This is a genomic window from Aureliella helgolandensis, assembly GCF_007752135.1.
Taxonomy (GTDB): Bacteria; Planctomycetota; Planctomycetia; order Pirellulales; family Pirellulaceae; genus Aureliella; species Aureliella helgolandensis.
Genome location: NZ_CP036298.1, coordinates 4,312,653 through 4,332,851 on the forward strand (window position 1 = coordinate 4,312,653; position 20,199 = coordinate 4,332,851).

The following is a 20,199-nucleotide window of genomic DNA, read 5'->3' on the forward strand; positions in this document are numbered from 1 at the left end:
ATGGGGGGACAAGCGAGCGGCGGGATGCGGAAGTTGTCCGAATGGATAGGCCCAGGCTAAGTAGCAGGCTAGGACACTGCGGTTCGAACAACACAGGATTCTAATCGGAAGCGGATGTCAGCTACAACGATTCCAGGAAATAGAGCAAGTGCTTAAGTTCTGTCTGGGAAAGCTTTCTTGGCAGTTGATGCTCTTCGATGGCCAGCACATCACACAGAGAACGCGCGCGGCCATCATGGAACAGTGCATTTTGGCGTTGGCTGACTGCGACCAAACTGGGCGGATTGAAGTACTGCATCGCGTGCTCATCGACCAAGCCCACGTCATAGACATCCGGCGAAGTGTAATGATTGCCTGCATGACAGGCATTGCAACCCAACTCGGTGAACAACAGCTTCCCTTCCGCGAAGGCCGTCGCCCCCTGGGGCGTGACTACCGCTTCAGAGTCTGGAGAAGAGGTTCGTGGCGTCTGGGACCGGGGGGAGCGGGCCACTCGCAAGCTCGGGGGCTCTGGCAGAGAGCGGATGAATGCAGCCAGTGCAGCCACGTCCGCCGGGACGACCTCGTAATCACTGGCCATCGTGGATTCAATCGAATGGGCAATCTGCGCTTCCAGCGATTCCATCTTTCCACCCCAACTGTAGGGTGCCGTTTCCGCTTGCCCCATCAAGGAGAGGACTCGCTTGGGGGATCCGAGCGTTTTGTCGGTGAGATTGTCATTAAGCTGTCCGTTGGTGTGCCCTTGGCTATGGCAACTGTGGCAGCTCATCCAACCGTCGTGAGCGACACGTGAGTTGAAGAACAACTGTTCACCGCGTTCGACCAGAGTGGGCTCACGAATCGGCCCCAGCATGATTTGCTGTGATTCGTAAGTTTGAAGATCGATGAGCGTTAGAGAATCACTAAACTCGTTCACGACCACCAACTGCTGGCCGTCGGGAGTAAACTGGCAATCGATGGGGTGTAAACCAACCGGAACCTGTTTCCAGCTCGTGTCCTGTGGTGCTCCAATCGCCACACGGTTAATGCCACCCAGCGTCACTGCCGCCAATCCATCGTCGCGCAGTCGCAGCATGGTGGGATCGCCTGCACCATTACCCGAGCGACCTAAAGGGGTAAAGCGGCTTTCCGGATAGATGGCTTCTCCCTCATTCTCGATCAGTCGTTGGGCCTTGATCCAACGTAAATTGTTACTCATCAGTCCACCCCAAGTGATATCTCCCTGCACACTGGGAACAAACTCGTTGAGCAGCTGATGGGGGAACAACACGTAGTTTCCATCCTCAACGAGCAGGGGACGTCCAATGTTGTGTTCGTACAGTTGGGCGTGATTGATGACCTCAAACTTCGCACGATCGACGATCACGAAGTCACGTCCGAACGCATCGGTAATCAGCAATGCATCCTGAGCGGGCAGCGCCAGCATCTGTCCGCCGCACATGGGTAGATCGAGAGTTCGGCGGGCGGATGCGCGGAGGTCGTGTGGTACCGTGCGCTCTGGTTGATTCGAGAATTGCCACTCGTAAACCCGTTGGGACCATAGTCCTGTAACCCAGATGACGTTCAAGTCCGCATCGTATAGAACTTGACTCGGTTTTCCCGGAACGGGCAGACGCAGAACTTCTTCCCAACGCCCATCGCTTTCGCGGTAAATGGCTACGCACTCTTGGGCCACATCCGCCAAGGCCACCGTCGTGCAATCGATCGGTGTGACCGAGGTGAACTGGCTGTTGGGGACTTCGATTACGGACTCCACTGCCAGCGTGGTCAGGTTGAGTTCGAAGACTTGGCCGCTCAATTTCGTGCTAATGAGCGCTCGCACAGGGGAGGGGAGGGGGACCGTTTTCGCGGTTTCTGCTGGAGCGGTTGCCGCTGTGGCTGATGCAGGTGCCCCGTTCGTTGCGGGCGCACTCTCCAAAAATGCGATGGCCTGCGGCTGACGATACTCTCCCCGCGGATCGTAGCTCACATTGATGGGATCGGCGGTTCCCCCCTCGCGTGCAGGATATTTTCCCCGAGCGTATCGGGATGCTGCGTTATAGCCTTCCGCCGCAGGGGATTCGGGAACCAGCGAAGCATACTCCCCCGAATCGGAACGGGCAGGATAGGGTTCTTGTGCCCTTGCTCGATTGGCTACAACCAAGCCTTCTCCACAAATCAAAAACCACAAGATTAGGCTACGCACAGAATACTCCTGCGGATCGAGGGAGAAAGATTAGGCGGGTTGTTCGACGGGGGAAAGGGAGAGTGTTTCAACGGTTGAAACGCTGGGACGCGTCGTCAACCAGATCATGATGCCGCCCAACACAAACAGCACCGCTCCCAAGACCAGCCAGTTCGCAGGCAAATGCGTTTCCTCTTCCACAAACCAATTCATGCGTTCCAGCTGCTTCTGGTAGTACAGCAGGGAGAGCAACAAACCATTGTGCAGACAGTGCAGGAGCATTCCTGGCCACAGCGACCGGGTTCGGCAGGCGATCCAGGCCAGTATAAGTCCCATGAACGTTGAAGGCAAAAAACGCTCAATCGCTAGGACATTGGAGGTCACCACGTGCATCAGTCCGAACAGGATCGACGAGAGGATAATGGACCATGCCACCGAATAGCGATTTAGAGAGCTCAGTACAAATCCGCGGAACAGAAATTCTTCGCAGACCGCTGGCGTTAACGCAAAAACAAACAACACGATCCACAGTGGCATTTGTTGAAGCTGCTCCTTAAAGCTCATGACTTGTTTCAGTTTATCGGGCTCCAGTGAGCCGATACCCAGCCCACGGCCCGCAATAAAGATCTCGTGCGCTGCCATCCAAGCCGATACGCCCAAGAACAGCACGGCAGGTAACCATAAACTCCATTGCTTAAGCGTTGGCCAAGCTAAGCGGAACGTCGGCACAAATGCGATTCTCCGGTACCAACAAATGCAAGCGGGAAAAAACATAAGGAGAGCAAACGAGACTACGGCTGAAATCCAGAGTCGATCAGACATCTCGGAACTCAATGCCGGAATCGCACTCGACGCAACGAAGTACAGTGGGAACATTCCGGCCATGGTCATCGCCATCTGATCGACGGTCGGGTACTTAGCCCACTTCACGGGCCGCATCAGCAGATCTCGCCAACTCCCCTGGCTTCCATGCATGGAAGCATCTGAACCAAAGAGGCGGCTAGCAACCGCCAAGGCAGCCAGCGCATAGAGCGCATTGCAGATCACGGCAATCAACGCCGTGTTCCATTCAGCGGTCCCTAGCAGGATTTGTCGAGCGAGCAGGACAATATTGACCAGCGGAACGGTAGCGAGAATCCCAGTAAATTTCAGGCCTGGCATGAGGCTCATCACCCCTGGGGTCAATGCCAGCAGCATCAGAGGAATGAGATAGGCTTGAGCCTCCTTAAAACTCTTCGCGAAACTCGTCACCGCTAGCAGCAGGGCAGCAAAAAACATGGTGAATAGCACAAGCAACACCAACACCGTGCCCACGACGCCCGCCGATAGGATGCCATCTCCAAACACCAACTTACCAATTCCGCTGATCCACAAGGTGATCGTCATCGCTGCCAAATTTGCCAATGCAGTCAGCAAAGCTACGGTGACCACCGCGCTATACTTTGCCAGCAGAATGGCAGAAGTAGGAGTCGGTGAAATGATCAGCGCTTCCATGGTCCCCCGCTCGCGCTCGCCGGCGGTCAAGTCAATAGCGGGGTAAACTGCTCCCGCCATCGTCATCAGCACCAAGACCAGTGGCACCATTGTCGCCAGAATATCGGCATAGCTGCTCTTCATGGCCACGGGAGTTGCCAAGATGCGGAAGGGGGCATCGTACTGCGGCCCAGCTGCTTGCCCGGCCGCTAAGTTGTTGACCGCTGCCAACATCCGCTCGAGTAATTGCAGAGCTCGTTCGCTTTGCTGGTCTCCCTGCCGATAGCGAACTTCGTAGCTGCCCAATAGTCTCATCGCCGATTGCGGGTCGATCGTGTCGTTATCGGGACTCCCCAGCTGCAATGCGGCCGGTGGCAGCGCATCGGACTCCGAGTCTGGAGCATCTGGCTCGGTTGCCAATTCAGGCGTGGAATCCGCGGCCTCCGAATGTGGGAGATTGGAATCCGAATTGTTGGAGCGTCGGGTAATGACCACGTCCACCGAGCGACTTCGCAGCGCTTCGCGGCCACTATCGCGCAGCACCATCAGCTGCGGTTCGGGGAGAGCATCCAACTGGGGCGTTGCTTCGAGTACCGCCGCGGCCTGCCCCTCCTGGACGACCTCTTCGAGATAGACGGGAGAGCTCTCGCGATCCATCAGCAAGGAATAGCCCAACTCCAACACTCGCGGCAATTGGCTTTGCTTGAGCTCAGCCCCCACGCCGATGGAAACGGTCAATTTGGTATCACCGCTAAAGTTCGTGAGCAGCACTCGATTGAGCACCAAGCTCAACAGTGGGTAAACCAGCAACGGCATCAGCACGAGCGTTACGATCGTACGACGATCTCGCAGCGATTCTCGCAATTCTTTTAGACACATCCGTAACAAACGTGCGGGGCCTACGCGGGCTGACATACGTCGTCTCCGTGCAAGCTCACATCGGTTTGATGCATCATGCTTAAGAACATCTCGGTTAGGTGTTTCTTTCCGGTCGCTTCGCGAATTTCGGGAAGTGTACCAGTGTACATAAGGCAACCGCGATGCAGCAATCCAAATCGATCGCACACGCGTTCCGCTTCATCTAAGCGGTGCGTCGACAACAACACAGCTTTCCCGAGCTCTTTCAGATGGGAGATGAATTGGAATACGGTTTGACTGCCAACGACATCGAGGCCACGGGTCGGTTCATCGAGCAGCATTACTGGGGGATCATGCATCAATCCACGAGCTAGGATGACGCGTTGCTTCTGCCCGGTGCTCAACGTGCAGCAGCGTTGGTCGATAAATCGCCCAAGTTCCAGACGCTCTGAGATCTGTTCTAAACGCTGTTTGGCGAGCTGCATTGGGACTGCATAGAGATCGGCGAAATACAGCAGCATCTCACGTACGGTCAACCATGGGTAGACTCCATCGTTGGTGGAAACCATGCCGATTTGGGCGCGAACCGCGGCCGAGTCGGGACCGGTGCGAATTCCTCCCACCTCGGCATACCCCGAATCGGGACGCAATAGCCCCATTACGATCCGCAGCGTGGTTGTCTTGCCGGCACCATTGGGACCAAGCAATCCAAAGACTTCGCCCGAGGCGACAGAAAAGTTGATGCCATTGAGTGCTTCAACGCGTTGGCCGGCCCACTCAAATCGCTTGACCAATTCGGATGCTGTAATCAATTGGGAATCCCTATTGGTCGATGACAATTCGTCACTAACTTGGCTCCGACTAAAAATCGAAAATGCGGTTCTCCACGCAACTGCACGGCAACCTTCCCACTCAGCGAATCCCCGCTAAAAAACTTCGCTTGAGCCACCAATCGTTGTCGAGCGCCTGAACCGAACAACGCTCCGCATGGGATGGAGATGGCTGCCACATCAAGCAAAGGCGTAGCGGTCCCTGAGTCTTGTAGCCAGCATTGTAGCGGAATTCGGTTTTCCCATCTGCCGGACTGTGTGGAGTAGCAACCGGAAGTCGACGAATTTCGGATTATCGCGAAAACCAGCACATCCGGCACGTCCCTCAAACTCCACTTGCCTCCTGAGAACTTCCTGCTAGAGCAACGCTCGCACTCTTCACCCAATCCGGTAGTGCGACCTAGATTCCCTTACTAGTGCAATTGCGGTCGCGGCTATGGAGCAGCGACCTTCGCACGCAGTTGGCTAGAGAGCACTGTTGAATTGAATGGAAATGAACTTGAAATGCAATGGAATGACCGATAGGCGGCTGTTGCCCCGTTCGGAACTCCACCCCAACTAAGTCGAATTGAAAGTGAAAATCCTTATGTCCAATCACCGCGGAAAGCTCTTTGTCGATAGCGTTGTTCAAGGCGCATTAGCAAAACGCGTGCTACTGCACTGGTGCGTGTTCTTCTTTCTTTCCTTGATCTCCTTGTTTGCGATCGAGTTCTTTACGACGGGTCCCAACATCACATTTGCAGAGCACTTGCAGCATCTTTGGAGCAAGTATGGGTTCTTCATTCTGTTGATGCTGGCGATCGTTCCGACGTTCATCTATGACACCGTCAAACTTAGCCACCGATTCGTTGGGCCGATCATCCGACTCAGGAATTCAATTCGCATGTTAGCCGATGGCGAGAAAGTCGCAGAATTGCAATTTCGAGACAACGACTTTTGGAGCGAAATCTCCGATGACTTCAACCGCGCAGCGCGTCGTATCGATGGCGCCTAGCCTCAGTCTCAACCACGAATGCACGCTTCACTGAAATATTGAGAGAATCTAGACATGCTGCTTCTCCCATCACGCAAAATGCGTGGTCGCCATAAGGCTCCCCCACCGAATCGCAGTGGTACGGCGATCGTCGAACTGGCTGTGTGCTTGCCGTTTCTTGGGCTGATGATTTTTGCATCGCTGGAAGGCGCAAACATGCTCTTCGTGCGACAGGCGCTCGTGCAATCTGCCTACGAAACCAGCAAAGCATCGGCGCGGGTGAAGACCACCCAGGCTCAGGCTGAAGTCATTGGACGGCAGGTCTTGGCCGCTCGGCGCATCGACAACCCAACCTTTACCTTTACACCGGCCGATGTGGACGCTCTTGCCCCTGGGACACCGTTTACGGTCAGCGTGTCTGCTCCCGGCGACTCTCGCAGCATCACCGGAATTGGGCCATTCAACGGCCTAACTATCCAAGCACAAGCCACCATGAATAAGGAATAGCCTGTAGTGAGATGCCCCCCCCACAACCGTCGCGGCGCCATGTTAATTCTGGTCGCTGCGGTACTGGTAATCCTGCTTGTTGGCGCCGTATTCAGTATTGATGTGGCCTACATGCACATGGTCCGAGCCGAACTAAGAACCGCCACCGACGCAGCCGCCCGAGCTGGTTCGGAGGTGCTGTCACGAACTCAAGATACCGATTTGGCGCGGGCCACCGCTGCCAACATCGCCCTGCAGAATATTGTGGCTGGCGAAGGCCTCGTGCTGGAGGCCGATGACATCGAAATTGGTGGCGTCCAACGCAATGCCAACGGTCGCCTCGACTTTCTATCCAACCAAGCTCCCTTCAACGCCGTGCGGGTTAACGGACGGCGCGAAGACAGCTCGGTGAATGGATCGGTACGCCTATTCTTTGCCCGCCTGTTTACCCCTGAACCCTTCCAGCCGGTGCAATCGGCTACTGCGGCCGCCAGCGTCATGGACGTGGCTCTAGTTTTGGACGTCTCGGGATCCATGAGCACCCGCTCCGGCGGTGTGACTCGCATCCAAGCCCTCAAAGACTCAGTCAATGTATTTCTCGATGAGATCGAACGCAGCAGTCCGCATGTGATCGTCTCGCTCTCGACCTACTCCACAACCGCTCAAAAGTTGATACCGCTCACCAGCAACTTTGCATCGATCCGCGCTCGGGTCGCCACGTTCAATGCGAATGGCCTAACGGCGATCGGAAACGGGCTGCTAACGGGCAGCAATTCGCTAACGCAGGATGCAAACCGCCGCGATTTTGCCGCCAAAGTCATAATTATCATGACCGATGGTCAGCAGAACACTGGGCCTAGTCCGGCCACAACCGTCAATACAGCGGTTGCCCGTGGGCAGACCGTCCATACCATCACCTTCAGCTCCGGAGCCAATCAGAACCTCATGCGACAAGTGGCGCAGGCGACCGTTGGTGGCATCCATATCCATGCCGATGATGCAGCCGATCTAGCAGCCGCTTTTGAAGAAATTGCCCGCACGCTCTCTGTTACTCTCATTGATTAGAAAACCACTATGTACCAGTTTCAGAAATTCTCTTGGCGGCGCAAAAATGAGAATCGGCGCGGCGTCGTTTCAGTTGAGTTCGCATTGACTGCTCCCCTGTTGTTCCTACTGCTGTTCGCCGCACTTGAATTGGGGCACGCCAACATGGTCCTCAATACCGCAGAAGCCGCGGCCTACGAAGGCGCCCGCGTGGGAATCATCCCTGGCGCCACCGCGGCCGAATGCCAAGCTGCCGCCAATCGCATCCTCGATGTGTGCAGCGTGCACGGTGCACAGGTTGTGGTAACCCCAGCCAACCTAAACTTGGCGACCGACACCGTTGCAATCGATATTTCCGTTCCCTACAGCCAAAACACAATGGGCATTGCGAACTTCACTGGCTCGCTAGTCATCAGCCGTCGCTGCGAATTGACTCGAGAATAGCCTCTCGCCACTGCCCCTCGTTCGGCGCTCTGTGGAAAGTCGCTCAGCGGCGACGCGTTTCCGATTTAGACGAGGGCAAATTCGATTACAATGCTCCCAACCTAACTCAAACTGGGTGACCGGCGGATCCGCAAATCCTAGCATCCATGCCCTCTTGGACTCTTCCCTTACAAATGGTCCCAAGGCGGGAGCGTATCTGCCGTTCGCCGCCTAGTCCTTTCGGAGCCGAACGATGCAAGTAAGTTGGATACTCCTGTTGGCAACTCTAGCGAGTTGTCAGCTGTCTAGCGTGATCAAGGCGCAAGCCCCCGAGACGAATGGTCCCAAGAAATTGGTCATCGTGGCTGGCAAACCCTCGCACCCGCCTCGCATGCATGAGTTCAATGCGGGTGTCCAGTTGCTCAACCAATGCCTGGCCGATCTGCCGACGGTCGAATCGCAGTTTGTGCTCAATGGTTGGCCCGAGGATGAGGCCATTTTTGAGGATGCAGATGCAGTCGTCTTCTATATGGATGGTGGGCCGAGACACGAGCTAGTGCAAGAAGACGGCCGCCGGTTAAAACTCGCCGCAAAGCTCGCTGACCGCGGCGTCGGCATCGGCTGCATGCACTACGGTGTCGAAGTTGTGCCAGAGCAAGCCGGCAAGGAATTTATTCACTGGATCGGTGGCCACTACGAACACATGTTTTCCTGCAACCCAATGTGGGAACCCCATTTCACCTCTTTTCCTGATCACCCCGTGGCCAACGGCGTAAAGCCCTTTCAGATCAAAGATGAGTGGTACTTCAATATCCGATTCCTGAACGATCTGTCTGGCAATGAAGCGGCAGCCAGCGAGGGAGTTCAGTTCACGCCCATTTTGGTAGCGGCGCCTTCCGACGAAGTGCGCGCGGGCCCCTACGTCTATCCCCACGGACCCTATCCGCACATTGAAGCGAACCGTTCCCGCGCCGAGGCTATGATGTGGGTCGTCGAACGTGCCGACGGTGGACGAGGTATGGGGTTTACCGGTGGCCACTACCACGACAATTGGTCCAATGACGACTACCGAAAAATCGTCCTTAATGCGTTGGTATGGCTAACCAAAGCAGACGTTCCGCCCCAAGGCGTCGAATCGAACCTGGCTCCTGGAACGATCGATGCGAATCTGGATCCCAAAGGTCGGTAAAGATCCTTGCCCCACTTACTCGGGATCCTCTGCAATTGCCCATAGCGGATGCGGGTATGAGAAGCTGCTAGAATTGTCACTTCAGGCAATCTTAGTGACTCCAGTTTGAATGGGCTTAAAATGCGACGCATCCGCTGTATGATCCCCCCCGCTGCAGCACAACTCGGCTGGTTTGGAATTTTCTGTTGGGGATTGTTCACGTCCAGCCTTAGTTTGCTTGCCAACCCGCAGGATGCCCCTGCGGCAGACAGAGAAGATCAGGACGCGGCATCCCCGCAGAGCCCCAATATTGTGCTGGTCATGGCCGACGATCAGGGGTGGGGGGAAACGAGTTACAACCATCATCCCCGCCTGAAAACTCCCAATCTCGACCAAATGGCGGCGGCGGGCGCACGTTTCGACCGCTTCTATGCGGGTGCTCCTGTCTGTTCGCCAACGCGTGCGAGCGTTCTGACCGGCCGCTCCAACCGCCGAACGGGAGTGGAATCGCATGGTTACGCTCTACGCTTGCAGGAACGCACCTTACCCCAAGCGTTGCAAGCAGCCGGGTACAGTACTGGGCATTTCGGCAAATGGCATCTCAACGGACTGCGTGGACCGGGAGTCCCCATCTTAAGCAGCGACAGCCACCATCCCGGAAATTTTGGATTTGACCACTGGCTCTCCGTTACCAACTTCTTCGATCGCAATCCGCTACTGAGTCGTGACGGGCGCATCGAGGACTTCCGTGGTGATTCGTCGGAGATTGTCGTAGAGGAGGCACTCCAATTCATCGCGGGCCAGGCAGCACGAAAACGACCTTCATTTACAGTGATTTGGTTCGGTTCGCCGCACTCTCCCTTCGTAGCCTTAGATGCCGACACCGAACCGTTCATGGACCTCAACGAAACATCGCGGAACCACTATGGAGAATTGGTTGCCCTGGACCGCAGTATCGGGCGTCTGCGAGCCGAACTTCGCAGCCTGGGCATCGAGCGCGAAACGCTAGTTTGGTACTGCAGCGACAACGGAGGATTACCGAAGATTACGCCTGAGACCGTCGGAGGGCTGCGTGGTTTCAAAGGACAGTTGTACGAGGGAGGTGTGCGCGTTCCAGCAATCGTCGAATGGCCAAGCCACATTGAACCTACTCGCATCGCCAAGTTCCCTGCCTGTGTGATGGATATGGTACCGACCCTGGTAGAACTGGTTGGTGCCCAAGCCGACTCTCTCTTAGGCGTTCAAGATGGTACAAGTCTATGGCCAATCCTGCGCGGAGCCACCGAGCGACGCAATAAGGTGATCCCTTTTAGCTACCAAGATGAGTTCGCCATTATCGATAACGAATTCAAATTGCTACAACTGGGCAAGGCTTCGAAACACTACGAGCTGTACAATCTGGAACAAGACCCTGGAGAGAGCGAGGATCTCTTCGAAGCCAATCCGAGCATAGCCCGGCGCATGCTGGTTGACATGCAAGCTTGGCAAACCAGCCTCAACCGCAGCCTCTCCGGCTTGGATTACCCCGAACAGTCGGTCAATGCGGAGAATCCGGAACCGAGCCGCTGGGAGACTCAGGAGCGTTATCAGCCCTATCTAAAGAGTTGGGGCCAACGTCCTGAATACCAATCAGTATTGAACGGAAGGGATTGAAGCGGGATGCCACGCGGCATATCGCCATCAGGGCAGACACTTGCGACTCGAACCGCCTCGTGTTGAAGCGTCGAACCGGGGCCATGCCACCCAGTGTTGGAACGCTAATGCATTTTTCTGATTCGAGCCGAGCTCATACAGGTTCCTGAAGCCAGCACACCTCTAGAGGCTACTCCCGTATGCGACCATCGCTTTGCGAAGGATGCGTTCCCCAATTTCAGCCGGGATCGCTGTGGCCCGGTTTCGCAAATTGCGTTGGTCAAGCGCATCGTTCAGCTTCAGTTCAGCAGCCTGAAGCCTCGTTCGAGCTAGATCCGACTGACCAGCAAACCGACAGGCCAACGAGACGAACAGGTCATCACAATAGGTCGCCTCATCCTCCGGCAGAGGTTCAGCCGCCAGGCTAGCATCCCCATTGCGAGTTTCAATCCACGTCAGCACGCGATGGTAGCCACGGTAGTTTTCGGGTTGCAGCCCTGCCAAACTGGAGAGCCGGTTGGAGACCTCGGTTCTCGAATCTGCCGGAGCGTGTAGCAACCAACAAGTCAGCAGCAAACTCCACAGATCGCTATGCGGATCCGCAACTTTTTGGTGCGACAACAGCTGACCGGCTCGCGGATATTGCTTGGCTCCTAAGTAGAGCGCAGTTAGCAGCAACCGACTGCTTTCCGTTTGAAAGTTCGGCTCGCGATGCACTGCATTTTGAAGTGTTGCAATCGCCTCGTTGTATGCTGCTGCATCCGTCTGGCCTTGTATTTCGATCAGTAGGTCTTCCCACAAGACCTTGTTAGACGGGAAGGCGGCAGGTGGATCTATGGGGCGTGGGAACGACTGCCCAAGCTCATTCCGCAATGCGGAACTCACCGGAGGCGGCGCCACACTCGCAACCGGACTAGAAGGAGCACCGTTCAACTCGCCAATCCGACTTGTCGGACTGGGTTCTGTAGGGCGGGAGTCGGGCGCCGACGCATTGCGGCCACCGATAGCGGTGGAACGGTCGCTTGCAGTCTCAATTGCTGCAGCATTGAAATCGTCGGCCGAGACCTCTTGGTCGTCACTATCGACTTCGTCCCACGGACGCGCATCCAAGCGCTCAGCCGCGTCGGCGGATGCCAAGCCGGTCAAATGGGCCACCGGCGCTCGCTTTCGAGCGGGTTGGATGTAGTCCTTGGCGAAGTAAACGCCGGCCACAAAAATCCCCATGCCCAGCGTCGTAAGGGTCGCAATTCGCCAATTGTGCCGGAACCACAGGATAGGAATTTCGACCAGGACGAGAACGCTGCCGAAGAAGTGCAGCACAGAACGTTGAAACGTACGTCGACTCGTTCGCATCCTCCGCATCAGGTAGGCACCCAGCCACTCATCCTGACTTAAGCTCGCGTGTACCGCGTCGTAGTAATCCGACTCACGCTCTCGACGGCTCGACTTCCCACTCCCACGCTCGCTACGACGACTTGGTTTTTCCATACTACCACACGCTAAAGAACTGGGCACACGCTAATGAACAGGGAGCGAACTGCCAACCAACGGAATTGAAAAGCTGCACTGTTGTTGGCGGCTGGGCATCCTTTGCCTCCGGTCAATGAACTGTAGCACTCTAGCATTGAGCAGTGAATAGGCGCACCGCACATTTTCTAGGGCGGCCTCGCGAATGCCCTGGACTCAGCGCTTCGGAGGGCTGTATCGAATGCGGGACATCTAGATGCTAATTGATGGATGAAAAGGTTACAAACGCCTCATTGGAGAAAAGCCGTAAACGAAGCTGATTTCTTAACAATGCGCGGCATAAATACCCCGCCTAGGGCAAGCAGTCCGACGAAAAATCGGGTGTAGCACTTCATCGATACAACCTTCGGCGCAGTGCAGCTCGCACAAAACGATAGTTCAGCGACTCGAAATGATAGGCGTCTGCGGGGAGAGACGCCGCGTCGCATTGGCCCGAAGAGCGGCCACGTGCATTCGCATCTTTCAGATCGCCAGCGCCCATCGGACGGAATAATTTGTCGGGGGTCCCAGGCGGTAGCACGCATCAGTATGTGGCGAAGCCAAGAGCCCCAATCGCGATTCGACCACTGCAGCGGCGGCCAAGGTGCCTGGGACACGCACAGCTCCTACAGGGGGTTCGACCTTGCCATCGGGTCTGGCGGCGTATCTCGGGAACTAGCTGTCTGAGCACATGCGGGCTTCCCTGCGTGCTCCCACGGATGGCGGTGGCGCCACAGTCGCTGTAGCCGTCAAGGTCCACCCACCAAGCTCGGATTCTATCGATCAAGCGGAATGCTCACCTGAAAATCTTAGAGCGAATTTTTGACTGATAACTTCCCGCGACCTATAGTTCCTCGGGCCGACTTCGTGCATGGATGGTAGCACGTCATAGGAACCCGGGTGGGACTCTTGTTTAGGGGGCCAACTCGGTTCGGACTGGCTGCGAGGTGCCTGCCCAAATGCGACTTCCCTGTCCCCCGCGAGCACGAACGAACGCATTCGTTCCTGGCGGCATTTTGCAGGAATCGCTTTTCCATGTTGCCACGAAGTCAACCCTTTGGAAGCGAGCGAATGACTTTCATTGTTCGAAGCACCCTATTTTCAGTGATGGTGTCGTGCTGTGTACCCGCATTTCACGCTCACGCTCAAGGCCCAGCGCCTCAAGTCCGTCCAGCGCAAGACGTGGATCAACTGATTCGCGCTGGGATTGAGTTTGAAAAGCAACGAGACTGGATCAAAGCGATTCAGCACTATGAGGCGGCGCACCGCTCCTATCTCGAAAACGCTGACATCAGTCGTCGCTTGCTAATCTGCCGACTGCACTATGATGTAATCCGGCGATGCAACGACGGTTCCATTTCCAATATTATCAACCGGGTATCGGTGGCAGATGCACTGGAACTCTATTCAGAAGTTCTAGCGAGATTGGAGACGAGCTACGTAGAGCCGGTGAATCTCAATGAATTGATTCGTGGCGGTACCGCCTATTTGGAAGTCGCTTTGACGGAGCCCGGATTCGTCGAACGCTACTTGGCAGCGCAGTCACCTGAGCAAATCGAGTTCTTTCGAACCTCTATCCATAAGCAAACACTCGCCAATCGTATCACCACCCATGCCGACGCACGCAATGTTGTCGCCGAGGCCGCCCGCACTGCCCAGCAACAACTGCGAATTCCACCGGCAGCGACTGTCATGCAGTTTGTGTTCGGTGCTATAGGACTGCTCGACCCCTACTCTTCGTTCCTGTCTTCCTCGGAACTTGGAGAAGTGGAATCCCAAATTGAGGGCAATTTTGTAGGCCTCGGTATTGCTCTGCAGCCTCACGAAGTTCCCTTGCGAGTTCTCTCGGTAATTCCTGGCGGTCCTGCCTTGGAAGCTGGCATGCAACCGGGGGATTTAATCCTCAAGATTGACTCAGTCGTGTGTGAAGACGTGGGCGCTGAAAAGGCTGCCGACCTCCTCCGCGGCCCCGATCAATCGGAGGTCCGGTTGGTCATGCGTCGCACCACTGGTGAAGTTTTCGAACGAACCGTTGCACGTCGTCGTGTGGAAGTACCTAGCGTCGAAGATGTTCAGATCATCGAGCCGAACGAGGGAATCGCCTACCTGAAAATCAGTAGCTTTCAGAAGACAACAGCACCGGAACTCGACGAAGCTCTGTGGAATATGCACCGTGCCGGCATGCGAAGCTTGATTATCGATGTGCGTGGGAATCCAGGAGGATGGCTCGACGCATCGGTCGCAGTTGCGGATCGCTTTTTAGCCGAAGGCAGTATTGTCAGCACTCGCGGTAAAAACGGTATCGAAAACCAAAACTACTCAGCTACTCGCGGAGGAACTTGGCAGGTTCCCTTGGTCGTGCTAATCGACCATGACAGTGCGAGTGCCAGCGAAATCCTAGCAGGTGCCATCGCTGACAATCGCCGCGGCGTCGTGGTAGGAGAAACTTCCTACGGCAAAGGCAGCGTGCAGGGCTTATTCCACACCAAGGCACTGTCGAGTGGAATTCGTTTGACCGTGTCCAAATTTTACTCGCCAAGCGGACGAGCGATTAGTGACCAAGGTGTTCGACCGACCGTTGCGATCGATGCCAGCAACAGTGAGGAAGTCCGGTTCGTCGCCAAGCCTGCCGAGGGGCATGTGGCTCTTCCGCCCACCTCGACAACCGATCGAACTCTGCATGCAGGGATTGAACAGGCACGACGTCAAATTCTGACCGCCCAGGTGACCCGCAACTAATCCACGAATGCAAGCTCGTTCGTGGTTAACAGGGCCTGGACCAAGAGGGCCCAAGGATTCATCGGAGTTTTGGGCGGCTGCGGGACTCCCGCTTCCGATCGAAACTCCTTGGGCGTCCCTTCACGGTACTGCACTGCCACCTTCCACTCGAACGAATCGTGGTTGGGAGAGCTAATGCAATCGGTCACAAAATCGAGCACGGCGCCCTGCTCAACGTCGATCCCCTGAGCCCTAGTCGGCATCCGCTGGTTAAGGGCAGTCCACTGCTCGATGAGTTTCCCTCCGGAGAGCAGACTGGCGCGGACTCCGTCACCCTCCGCAGCGGGATGGTTCAAGTTGCCGCGGATGGAAACCGTACCACTGCGTGGCGCGACCCACCGCCGGACGACCGCGAACTCTTGACTATTACCTGGGTGCCCTCCCAGTGCACTGAGCTTACACCAACCTAGCTTTGCATCTGGCAACTCGGCGCCACCCTGCCAGGTCTCTGCGATGAACATTGGCAAGCGAGTGAAGGACTGAAGTGTAGCATTAGACACATCGAACGGTCCGTAACCGTAGATCCAACGCTCCGCAAGTTCAGCGGGTGCCGCCTGTTCTGCCTGCTCGGTGAGTTCCACGGCCAGCTGAATTTCTTGCTCGGTGGCTGCTCGGCCGAGAATCTGCTGAAACAGCCGATTGGCCTTCTCGGCCGCGTCGACTTCCGCATCGCTGAACTCGGGCTGTTCACTTAAGCGGAGTGAGATTTCCGCAATAAAATCACTGTTCATCAAATACAATCCCTGTTGAGGCACACTGGTCTGTGGCCGCTTGGGAGTGTGTGTGTCGGGGCTCGCCATGTCAAAAGTGCGGAAGACACTGGGCAGATTCTGTCGATCAATATAGGAATAGACCGTTCTGCGGAGCGCTCCCGACAATTGGTCAATGGGAACCGCTTGACCGTAGAGTCTCTCGTCAAGGTTCCCCGTAACTTTAAGAAGTGTGTCACGCAGCGATTCGAAATCTAGCCGCTTTCGATTCATCCTCCAGTAAAGGCGATTGGCGGGATCCACGTCCTTCCCTGGCTGAATCTCGAGGCTGCTCTGCTGGTAGGTTCTCGAGGAAACAATGTGTCGAATCAGCTGCTTGATGCTCCACTGGTTGGCAACAAAGGATTCAGCCAGCGAGTCGAGCAATTCGAGGTATTCCGGTTCAGTGCTGCGCGTCCCAAAATCGCTAGGCGTGTCTACTAACGGCGTTCCCATAAGTTGCATCCAGACCCGATTCACCAACACGCGCGCGGTGAGAGGATTGGTGGGAGAAGCGATGGCCCGAGCCAAGTCCAGTCGACCACTTCCCTCGCCGAACGGGACTTCGGAGGGGTTCAAAAGGCTCACGAACCGCCGCGAAACCACCTCGCCATTATTTCCAGGGACTCCACGCAAAAGCACATGCGCCGTCCGCTCTTTTTCGGAATCGGCTAACCGGTGAGGCCAGGGCTCTCCACCTGGTTCATCGGTATTCAGAAAGACAGCAAATAGGGAATAGTAGTCCTTCTGGGAGATGGGATCGTACTTGTGATCATGACAACGTGCACAGGCGACGGTCATGCCCATCAAACCACGCGTTACGACGTCCAATCGGTCGTCAATAATGTCCAGCTTATTGTTAAGAAAGCGTCTGCCTAACGTGAGGAAACCAAGTGCCGGTAGATCAGCAGGGGATGCATCTGGAATTAAGTCCGCCGCGAGTTGGTAACGGATAAACGCGTCGTAAGGCATGTCTTGGTTCAGAGAACGGACTAGCCAATCTCGGTATTTATACGCCTCGGCATATTCGCGATCCTCCTGAAAGACATACCCTTTGTTATCTGCGTAACGCGATACATCCATCCAGTGTCTGGCCCAACGCTCACCGAACTGAGGCGAAGCCAGCAGTCGATCGACCGTCGGAAGCATATCCTGCCCGGCGAGCTGGCTCGCTTCAAACTCAGCAAACTGGTGCAGGTTCGGAGGAAGGCCAGTGAGGTCGTAGCTCAGCCGCCGTAGCAACGTTCTCGAGTCGGCTCTAGGAGAGAGCTGTAATCCTCGCGTCTCGAGCTTGGCAGACACAATCCGATCAATGGGATTCCCCGTGGCCGCATCCACCTCAGCCGACGTAGCATGCTCACCGCTACGCAGCGGCTGATATGCCCAGTGATTCTCAGCGGTGGATTTCTGAGGGCCTCCCGTCGCAACCGAACCCTGGAAGCTTGGCGGTACCTTTGCTCCAGTTGCAATCCATGAACGGAATACTTCAATGTCTTCTTCCGACAACTTCTCGCTGGGAGGCATCTGCAAATCGGTGTCCGCGTAGGTCAGTGCCTGAAACAGTAGGCTCGCCTCGGGCTTCCCAGCGACCAAGGACGGCCCGCGAGATCCACCCGCCGTCATTGCGGCCAAGGAATCGAGCATGAGCAAGCCCTCCGCTTCATCGTAGGCGTGCGAGTGGCACTCCAAACAGTGGGCCTCCAGCAGTGGCTGGACTCGGTCGGTGAAGAGGGAAGTATCCTCAGCGTCTTGGGGTGCAACCTTGCTCTCGGATTCCTGAGCGCCAGTCATGCTTACGAATAGACAACAGGTGATAGCGACCGCCCCGATACAATGTATTAGGCCCCGCCCATCGACCGTGCTGCGGCCGCTTTCTTGAAGAAATGACGGAGTGAAGCAAACGTGAGCTGAACGTGTGCAAGGCGACATGCGGGTACTTATTGGTGGGAGGGAAGGTGCGTTGGTGGCAACCGCGAAGGTAGGACATTCAAGTGGCGGCATCCCGGTCGTAAATGAAAGCTGGAGGCGCAGTTAGCTGCACCAGCCCGACCGGTGGTTGGGCGCGTGATAGCTGCCCGTGTGCATCAATTATCTTCCGAACTGGCTGGCAATACAAGCTGCTTTGGCAAGGCGACTGTTAGTCCTGCTGCAAACGTCCAGACAGTCTGGCAATCTCCTTTGCTTCCGCCTGGCGGCGATAGCGGGGATTCGGTTCGGTCGGTACAGGCGCCGAAGTTGCCACACGCCATGCGATTAACTTCTGATGCAACTCGCGAGCCAGTGCGGGACGTTCGTTAACCTGATTGTGAGCCTCGCCAATATCGTCGCGCAGGTTAAACAGCTCAATTGCCCCATCTTCAAAATACTCGACCAACTTCCAATCTCCAAGACGGATCACACTGCAGGGGCGAGCACGAAAGAGGGGGTCGCGTTGTTCGTCACGACGCGAGTAGCTATCGAGGTAGGCAGGGAAGTGCCAGTAGAGTGGACGTTCTGGCAACTCCCGATCCTCGGCCAGTAGGGGCACTAGGCTAATTCCGTCCAACTGCGTGGGATCCGGCAAAGTAACCCCGGTCATCTCGCAGAAGGTCGGGTAAAGATCGATATTACAAACGGGAACATCAGAGGTTCGGCCCGCTAGGATTACGCCAGGCCACTTGATGAAAAACGGGACGCGCAGGCCACCTTCATAGTACGTTCCTTTGTAACCTTTGAGGGGATGCATATTGGTGGCCGGACCATAGCCACCGTTATCAGAAGAAAAGACGATGATCGTTCGCTCGGTCAACTGCAACCTATCAAGCGTTGCGATTAGCCGACCGACCCCATCATCCACGCTTTCAATCATTGCCGCCATCATGGCGTGATCATGAATTTCACCTTTCGGCTTTTCCAGATACTTAGCAACTTTACTCTGCTGAGCTTGGAGCGGCGTGTGGACGGCGAAATGCGACAGATAAAGCAGCCAAGGACGCGTTTGATTGGCTTCGATAAAGGAGACGGCTTCGTCCGTCAAACGGTCCGTCAGGTATTCCTCCTCGCCTGTGACTTCCAAGCCGGGGGCATTGGGATGAGGTGGGAAATATCCCTTGGGCGGGCTGCCCGCATGCGTACCGCCAATGTTGACATCGAAACCATAATCCAGTGGATCTTGGCTTAAATGCCATTTGCCTAGGATGCCAGTTGCGTAGCCAGCCGACCGGATCCTCTCGGCCCAGGTGACGATTTCCGGTCTTAACGTATCGGTTCCTGGGATATGCCGAAGTCGACTGAACTTTGGGTTTCCACGCAGGCCCGTTCCCACGTTATAGATCTCGTGCCGCGGCGAATACGTCCCAGTCAGTAGGCAGGCGCGGGATGGTGCACAATTGGCTGCCGCAGCGTATCCATTGCGGAAGACGACGGAATCGCTCGCAAGTCGATCGATGTGGGGCGTTTCATAGAAGTCGGTCCCCGTGAAACCACAATCTCCAGCCCCCATGTCGTCGATATAGATGAACAGGATGTTGGGGCGGTCCGGCGGGGCCGCTCGGCAGGGAAGTAAGCTGAACGCGAGCCCAATGACCAGGCCACTTAAACTCTTCGCGATCGTCGGCCAATGCATCAGTCGTCCCCCAAAATCCGCCAGTCAGGCCTGGCCTTACAGTAAAGGTGCTAACACCCAGTAGGCAAATAGAGTGAGCAGAATGCCCACCGTCAAGATGACCCACTTGGGCTGCGACGAGGCCGCCGACTCATCATCGAGCAGGTAGTGGCCGCACGCAGGGCAGCGATCGGCATCCGCATACACGTCAGCTCCACAATTATTGCAAATGACTGTCTCTGTCTCTTCGTCCGTTTCCCACTCCAACAATTTTCTCCTCTCGGGTTTGGTCTGGGCGATATTTCACCGCTGGTCGACTCGCCTGCGGTTCCGCCGTACCGAATCTCTTTCGCCGTATCAGCGGGGACATGCTCCAGTGCCCAACTTCTTCAGGCCACATCATGTGTCTGGAACGTGTCTGGGACGCTGACGAGCCACAAGCCAGCGGCGGTCGGGCAGGGCGGTGCAGTCACACCATGCGCTGTTCCGCCAGTGGCCATCTGGTTGCGGTCTCTGCTGGATGCCATGGCAC

General features: G+C 56.0%; 15 protein-coding genes. 7 read left to right on the forward strand and 8 right to left on the reverse strand.

The features are described 5' to 3' along the window. Nucleotides 1–121 precede the first annotated feature (121 nt). Genes Q31a_RS15295 through Q31a_RS15305 form a run of 3 tightly spaced genes read right to left on the reverse strand, consistent with a single transcriptional unit; the run spans nt 122 to nt 5,307 of the window. A complete protein-coding gene (locus tag Q31a_RS15295) occupies nt 122–2,185 on the reverse strand; it encodes a cytochrome c peroxidase (RefSeq protein ID WP_145079518.1) in 2,064 nt (687 codons plus the stop codon). Nucleotides 2,186–2,215: 30 nt separating this feature from the next. Then, nucleotides 2,216–4,552 carry an ABC transporter permease subunit/CPBP intramembrane protease gene (locus Q31a_RS15300; RefSeq protein WP_145079521.1) on the reverse strand — a complete coding sequence of 779 codons (2,337 nt, stop codon included), beginning with the start codon at nt 4,550–4,552 and terminating at the stop codon, nt 2,216–2,218. Continuing rightward, the gene (locus tag Q31a_RS15305) at nt 4,537–5,307 is read right to left on the reverse strand and encodes an ABC transporter ATP-binding protein (RefSeq protein ID WP_145079524.1); all 771 of its coding nucleotides are present in this window, start codon (nt 5,305–5,307) and stop codon (nt 4,537–4,539) included. The genes Q31a_RS15300 and Q31a_RS15305 overlap by 16 nt, the downstream gene beginning before the upstream one ends. 604 nt (nt 5,308–5,911) lie before the next feature. On the opposite strand from Q31a_RS15305, the gene Q31a_RS15310 reads away from it, so the two are divergent. The 6 genes from Q31a_RS15310 to Q31a_RS15335 all read left to right on the forward strand — a co-directional run bounded on the left by Q31a_RS15310 (nt 5,912) and on the right by Q31a_RS15335 (nt 11,072). Then, a complete protein-coding gene (locus Q31a_RS15310) occupies nt 5,912–6,319 on the forward strand; it encodes a hypothetical protein (RefSeq protein ID WP_145079527.1) in 408 nt (135 codons plus the stop codon). 54 nt (nt 6,320–6,373) lie between these two features. Further along, the gene (locus Q31a_RS15315) at nt 6,374–6,805 is read left to right on the forward strand and encodes a TadE/TadG family type IV pilus assembly protein (protein WP_145079530.1); all 432 of its coding nucleotides are present in this window, start codon (nt 6,374–6,376) and stop codon (nt 6,803–6,805) included. Nucleotides 6,806–6,811: 6 nt separating this feature from the next. Continuing rightward, a complete protein-coding gene (locus Q31a_RS15320; RefSeq protein ID WP_145079533.1) occupies nt 6,812–7,849 on the forward strand; it encodes a VWA domain-containing protein in 1,038 nt (345 codons plus the stop codon). 9 nt (nt 7,850–7,858) lie between these two features. After that, nucleotides 7,859–8,272 (forward strand): TadE/TadG family type IV pilus assembly protein, encoded by a 414-nt coding sequence (locus Q31a_RS15325; RefSeq protein ID WP_145079536.1) that lies wholly within the window; start codon nt 7,859–7,861, stop codon nt 8,270–8,272. A 232-nt stretch (nt 8,273–8,504) separates the two neighbouring features. After that, on the forward strand, nt 8,505–9,440 hold the full coding sequence (locus Q31a_RS15330) for a ThuA domain-containing protein (protein WP_145079539.1): 936 nt from the start codon (nt 8,505–8,507) through the stop codon (nt 9,438–9,440). A gap of 120 nt (nt 9,441–9,560) precedes the next feature. Further along, nucleotides 9,561–11,072, forward strand: coding sequence for a sulfatase family protein (locus Q31a_RS15335; RefSeq protein WP_197355303.1), 1,512 nt, complete (start codon nt 9,561–9,563; stop codon nt 11,070–11,072). 162 nt (nt 11,073–11,234) lie between these two features. Here Q31a_RS15335 and Q31a_RS15340 read toward each other — a convergent pair whose 3' ends face one another. Further along, the gene (locus tag Q31a_RS15340) at nt 11,235–12,539 is read right to left on the reverse strand and encodes a hypothetical protein (RefSeq protein ID WP_145079542.1); all 1,305 of its coding nucleotides are present in this window, start codon (nt 12,537–12,539) and stop codon (nt 11,235–11,237) included. A 1,089-nt stretch (nt 12,540–13,628) separates the two neighbouring features. On the opposite strand from Q31a_RS15340, the gene Q31a_RS15345 reads away from it, so the two are divergent. Next, on the forward strand, nt 13,629–15,296 hold the full coding sequence (locus Q31a_RS15345; protein WP_197355304.1) for a S41 family peptidase: 1,668 nt from the start codon (nt 13,629–13,631) through the stop codon (nt 15,294–15,296). On the opposite strand, the gene Q31a_RS15350 is transcribed toward Q31a_RS15345, so the two are convergent. From Q31a_RS15350 to Q31a_RS30225, 4 genes are all read right to left on the reverse strand, one after another. Continuing rightward, nucleotides 15,293–17,875: a PSD1 and planctomycete cytochrome C domain-containing protein gene (locus tag Q31a_RS15350; RefSeq protein ID WP_197355305.1), complete on the reverse strand. Its 2,583-nt coding sequence runs from the start codon at nt 17,873–17,875 to the stop codon at nt 15,293–15,295. The genes Q31a_RS15345 and Q31a_RS15350 overlap by 4 nt on opposite strands. A gap of 346 nt (nt 17,876–18,221) precedes the next feature. After that, complete coding sequence (locus Q31a_RS15355) at nt 18,222–19,688, reverse strand: sulfatase (protein ID WP_145079551.1); 1,467 nt, start codon at nt 19,686–19,688, stop codon at nt 18,222–18,224. Between the two features lie 36 nt (nt 19,689–19,724). Beyond that, a complete protein-coding gene (locus tag Q31a_RS15360; protein ID WP_145079554.1) occupies nt 19,725–19,934 on the reverse strand; it encodes a zinc-ribbon domain-containing protein in 210 nt (69 codons plus the stop codon). A gap of 122 nt (nt 19,935–20,056) precedes the next feature. Next, complete coding sequence (locus Q31a_RS30225; RefSeq protein WP_197355306.1) at nt 20,057–20,194, reverse strand: hypothetical protein; 138 nt, start codon at nt 20,192–20,194, stop codon at nt 20,057–20,059. Nucleotides 20,195–20,199 lie beyond the last annotated feature (5 nt).